The organism is Sphingobium sp., from assembly GCF_035511395.1.
Taxonomy (GTDB): domain Bacteria; phylum Pseudomonadota; class Alphaproteobacteria; order Sphingomonadales; family Sphingomonadaceae; genus Sphingobium.
In genome coordinates, this window is record NZ_DATKFP010000334.1 from 1 (window position 1) to 3,726 (window position 3,726).

The window sequence follows — 3,726 nt, forward strand, 5'->3', positions numbered from 1 at the left end:
ACCGGTGCCGGGTCGATCCGGCCGAGGAAACCGCGGATGCGCTCGGCAATCTCCTGATAATGGGTTTCCAGCGCGAAGTGGCCAGTATCGAGCAGATGTACTTCGGCGTCCGGCAGATCTCTCCGGTACGCGAGCGCTCCCGCCGGGACGAATGCGGGATCGTGGCGGCCCCACACCGCCAGGAACGGCGGTCGATGCGCGCGGAAGTAGGCGTGGAAATCCGGGTGGAGCGCGACATTGCTGCGATAGTCGGGGATCAGATCGAGCTGGATTTCCTCTGCGCCCGGCCTTGCCATGTACGCGATATCGAGTTGGTAGCCGTCAGGCGAGAGCAGGGCCGGATCGGCGCCGGTGCCATATTGCCAGTCGCGGACCGTTTCGGGCGAGAGCGACGGCCGGCAGGCTTCGCGATTGGCATCGCTCGGATCGCGCCAATAGGCCTCCCACGGCCCCCATTGGTCGCTGAAACCCTCCTCATAGGCGTTGCCGTTCTGCGAGATGATGGCGGTGACGCGCTCGGGATGGCGCATGGCCAGCCGCAGCCCTACCGGTGCGCCATAATCGAAGATGTATAGCGCATATCGGCTGAGGCCGATCGCATCCACGAAACCGCCGATGACGTCCGCCAGAGCATCGAAGCTGTAGGTGAACGCTCCGCTCGGCGGGGTTTTGGTCTGGCCGAACCCCGGCAGATCGGGCGCTATGACGCAATAGCGGTCGGAGGGCGCCGGGATGAGATCCCGGAACATGTCGCTTGCCGACGGAAAGCCGTGGAGAAGGAGGATGATCGAGGCATCGGCTGGTCCGACCTCGCGATAGAAGACCTCCACGTCATCAACATGCTGGGTTCGATACCGGATGTTGGACATCCGTGTCTCCTTCCATCGGTAGGGGATTGGGGGGCAGGCAGCGATCGTCAGAACATGCCGTTGCCGTTTGCTGACTGCGCGGGAACGACCTGCAAGACATCCCAATGCTCGACGATCTTTCCCTGATCGTCGAGCCGGAAGATATCGATACCGGCATAGTCGGCATTGCCAGGCCAACGCTGGAAACAGTGGAGAATGACATATTCTCCCTCTGCCACCGCCCGCTTGATCTCCACATGCTTGCCCGGCCATTCCCGCGCCATACGTTCGAAATAGGCGATGAAGCCGTCCTTGCCAGTGGCCACATGAGGATTGTGCTGAATATAAACGTCCCCGACGAAGCGCTCGACGGCCTCGGCTGGCCGGCACTCGTTGAACATCAGGTCGTAGAAGGCGATCACATTCGCCTTGTTGCGTTTCAGATCATTCATGATCGACTCCGACAAGGCCGCTGCGCGGGATAACCCTAGCGTCGACATTCGCGGCGCTCCGGTTTCCTGTCGCAGCGCTGCCGGCGCGCCCGCTCGGCCATGATCTGACCGTCCTTGGCTATTTGGGAGGTCAACGCCATCCGCTCCAGCGTTTCTTGCTGCTTCAGGTCGCGTCGCCGCTGCTGTTCCAGCATGCAATCACTGTATGCGGGCGTGCCAAACCTTGCTCCAAAGCTTGCGCATGTCCGTGCATCCTCGCGCTGCTTTCGGCCCTGGGCGCTTGCCGGACCTGCCGCAAATGCAATAGCTGCGAGTATAATCAAACCAATAGCCGTAAAAACCGGCTGAGAATGAAAGAGGCGGTTCTTGGCCACGTTTGCATTCCTCTCCGCAGATTTGAGATATTTTTTCCGAAATTGAATGTGAGAGGTGCGTTCAACCGGGGATGCGAGCGATGACCTTGATCTCGAAATCGAACCCTGCGAGCCAGTTCACTCCAATGGCGGTCCAGTTGGGATAGGGCGCGTCCGGAAACATCTCGCCCTTGATGGTCATGATGGTGCCGAACTGATGCTCAGGATCGGTATGGAAGGTCGTCACGTCCACCACGTCATCCAGGGTGCATCCGCCGGCCTTGAGTGTCGCCTCGAGATTGGCGAAGGCGAGGCGAACCTGCGCCTCGAAGTCCGGCTCGGGCGAGCCGTCTTCGCGGCTGCCGACCAGACCGGATACGAACAGCAGGTCGCCGGATCGGATCGCGGCGGAATAGGTCTGCGCGGTGAAGAGGTCATGCCGACCCGCAGGGAAAATCGCTTCACGCTGTGCCATGTCATTAGTCCTTTTGTGTTAGCTGATGAGAGAGGGCCGCCTGCCGAACCCGGTCAGTCGCGCGCCTCGCGCTTGAAGAAATAGTGGAAGACGAAATATGTGGGCGAGATCACCGCGACGAGTTCCCATCCCTCGGCGCCCAGTTCGCCAAGGGCACTGCCGTCCAGGGTCTTGTCGACCACCAGATATTCCCACCGCATGTTCAATGCCCGCCGTCGCCGGAGCGCAGCACGGCATGAACTGCTTCGGCACCGCCGGCGGCAGCGAGGACGGTCAGCGGGTTCCAATAGTCGCGATAACGGACGATAATGCCATCGCGAAGGTCGAGCACAGAGACATAGTCCTGATCGTAGCGCGCGCCCGTCGCATTGGCATAAGCCCTGCCGGTGAACTCCAGCACTGCATGTCGACCATCGGCCGATAGGATCGCGCGATCAAGGATCAGCGCCTCGATGGTGAAAAGCTCACCCACTTTGGGGAGATAGGCCGACAGCGCTTCCTTGCCTGCCAGGCGCTCGATCCCATCCGGCAACGCAAAGGGAAATTCGAACGAGACGTCGTCCGCCATCATGTCCAGCAGTGTTTCCGCATCAGGCGCGAGAAGGTCACCGAGCCCCTCACGCAGCAGCGCCGACAGGCTAGGAAAATTTTCCGATGATTGCGTCATGCTCTTCCCTCCAGATGGTCGAGACGATAGCGTATCGATGAAAATAGGAAAGTGTGGATGGAACGCAAGAGTATCGACGAAGAAAAGACACGGTTGCCGTCCGGAGCGGCCGTCTTGCGCAGCGACCTGACGGAGGCCTTGTTTCGGGCCTTGTTCGAGGAATGGGCGAATACCGGCTATGCGGCGATCAGCCTGGAACGGGTGGCCGCACGCGCCGGTGCCGGCAAGGCCGCCATCTATAGACGCTGGCCGGCGAAGCGTGACTTTGCGTCAGAAGCAATCGAGACCGTAGGCCTTGGCCTTTCGGCGTTCCCCGACCATGGCTCGCTTATGGCCGATGTAACCGCCTATCTGATGGCGACCCGTCGTATCCTGCGGCACCGGCTCGCCCGCCGGATCCTTCCGGATCTCTTTGCCGAACGGATGCGCTCGGGCGATCTGGCGCCGGTTCTTGAGCGGTTGACGGCCGCACGGCGCGGCCAGGGCGTAGACCTGCTTGATCGAGCCATTACGCGCGGGGAAATCCGCGCGGGCCTCGACCGGGAACTGGCGCTAGACCTCATCCCTGGCGCACTCTATTGGCGCCTTATCAACCGAGGAAAGCCTGTGACAGTGGCCGACTTGCAGCGGCAAGCCGCCGCTATCTTCGCTGCTCTGCAGGCATGTTAGCGGCCGCGTTGCCGGCGCCTCCTGAGGCAAATGGCAATTCCCAGCATATACGGCCATTCGTGCCTGGCCACTGAACGGCCGGGTCTGGTCGAGACCTGTCGGAATACGGACGGTCGGCTCCCAAGGAGCTGAAATTGGCCGCTGGACGTCCGATTTGGGTCGTTAGAGCAGCAGATGGGGCGTTCCTCCCTCATCAGACGGATGGAATGAAAATCTGCCCGTCGATCAAAATCCTCGCAGACCTGCTGAATGAGGTCGAAAT

Annotated in this window: 7 protein-coding genes; 1 reads left to right on the top strand and 6 read right to left on the bottom strand. The window is 61.0% G+C overall.

What is annotated here, in order from left to right; all coding sequences use genetic code 11:
- The 6 genes from VMR39_RS23090 to VMR39_RS23115 form a co-directional block, all read right to left on the bottom strand.
- Window positions 1-869, bottom strand: an 869-nt coding sequence (locus VMR39_RS23090) for an alpha/beta hydrolase (protein WP_325419571.1), incomplete at its 3' end; no start/stop codon positions are given.
- Between the two features lie 47 nt (window positions 870-916).
- Entirely contained in the window at window positions 917-1,300 is a 384-nt protein-coding gene (locus tag VMR39_RS23095; protein WP_325419573.1) for a nuclear transport factor 2 family protein, read from the bottom strand.
- 35 nt (window positions 1,301-1,335) lie between these two features.
- Window positions 1,336-1,674 (bottom strand): hypothetical protein, encoded by a 339-nt coding sequence (locus VMR39_RS23100; RefSeq protein WP_325419575.1) that lies wholly within the window; start codon window positions 1,672-1,674, stop codon window positions 1,336-1,338.
- 61 nt (window positions 1,675-1,735) lie between these two features.
- Window positions 1,736-2,128, bottom strand: coding sequence for a RidA family protein (locus tag VMR39_RS23105; protein WP_325419577.1), 393 nt, complete (start codon window positions 2,126-2,128; stop codon window positions 1,736-1,738).
- 53 nt (window positions 2,129-2,181) lie between these two features.
- On the bottom strand, window positions 2,182-2,328 hold the full coding sequence (locus tag VMR39_RS23110; RefSeq protein ID WP_325419579.1) for a hypothetical protein: 147 nt from the start codon (window positions 2,326-2,328) through the stop codon (window positions 2,182-2,184).
- A gap of 2 nt (window positions 2,329-2,330) precedes the next feature.
- A complete protein-coding gene (locus tag VMR39_RS23115) occupies window positions 2,331-2,795 on the bottom strand; it encodes a nuclear transport factor 2 family protein (RefSeq protein WP_325419581.1) in 465 nt (154 codons plus the stop codon).
- Between the two features lie 57 nt (window positions 2,796-2,852).
- Between VMR39_RS23115 and VMR39_RS23120 the strand changes: the two genes are divergently transcribed.
- Window positions 2,853-3,464, top strand: a complete 612-nt coding sequence (locus VMR39_RS23120; protein ID WP_325419583.1) for a TetR-like C-terminal domain-containing protein — start codon at window positions 2,853-2,855, stop codon at window positions 3,462-3,464.
- Window positions 3,465-3,726: the final 262 nt, after the last annotated feature.

Bases quoted from the DNA above. Each gene is read 5' to 3' on its own strand.
- VMR39_RS23095 (WP_325419573.1), bottom strand. From the start codon at position 1,300: ATGAATGATCTGAAACGCAACAAGGCGAATGTGATCGCCTTCTACGAC.
- VMR39_RS23105 (WP_325419577.1), bottom strand. From the start codon at position 2,128: ATGGCACAGCGTGAAGCGATTTTCCCTGCGGGTCGGCATGACCTCTTC.
- VMR39_RS23110 (WP_325419579.1), bottom strand. From the start codon at position 2,328: ATGCGGTGGGAATATCTGGTGGTCGACAAGACCCTGGACGGCAGTGCC.
- VMR39_RS23115 (WP_325419581.1), bottom strand. From the start codon at position 2,795: ATGACGCAATCATCGGAAAATTTTCCTAGCCTGTCGGCGCTGCTGCGT.
- VMR39_RS23120 (WP_325419583.1), top strand. From the start codon at position 2,853: ATGGAACGCAAGAGTATCGACGAAGAAAAGACACGGTTGCCGTCCGGA.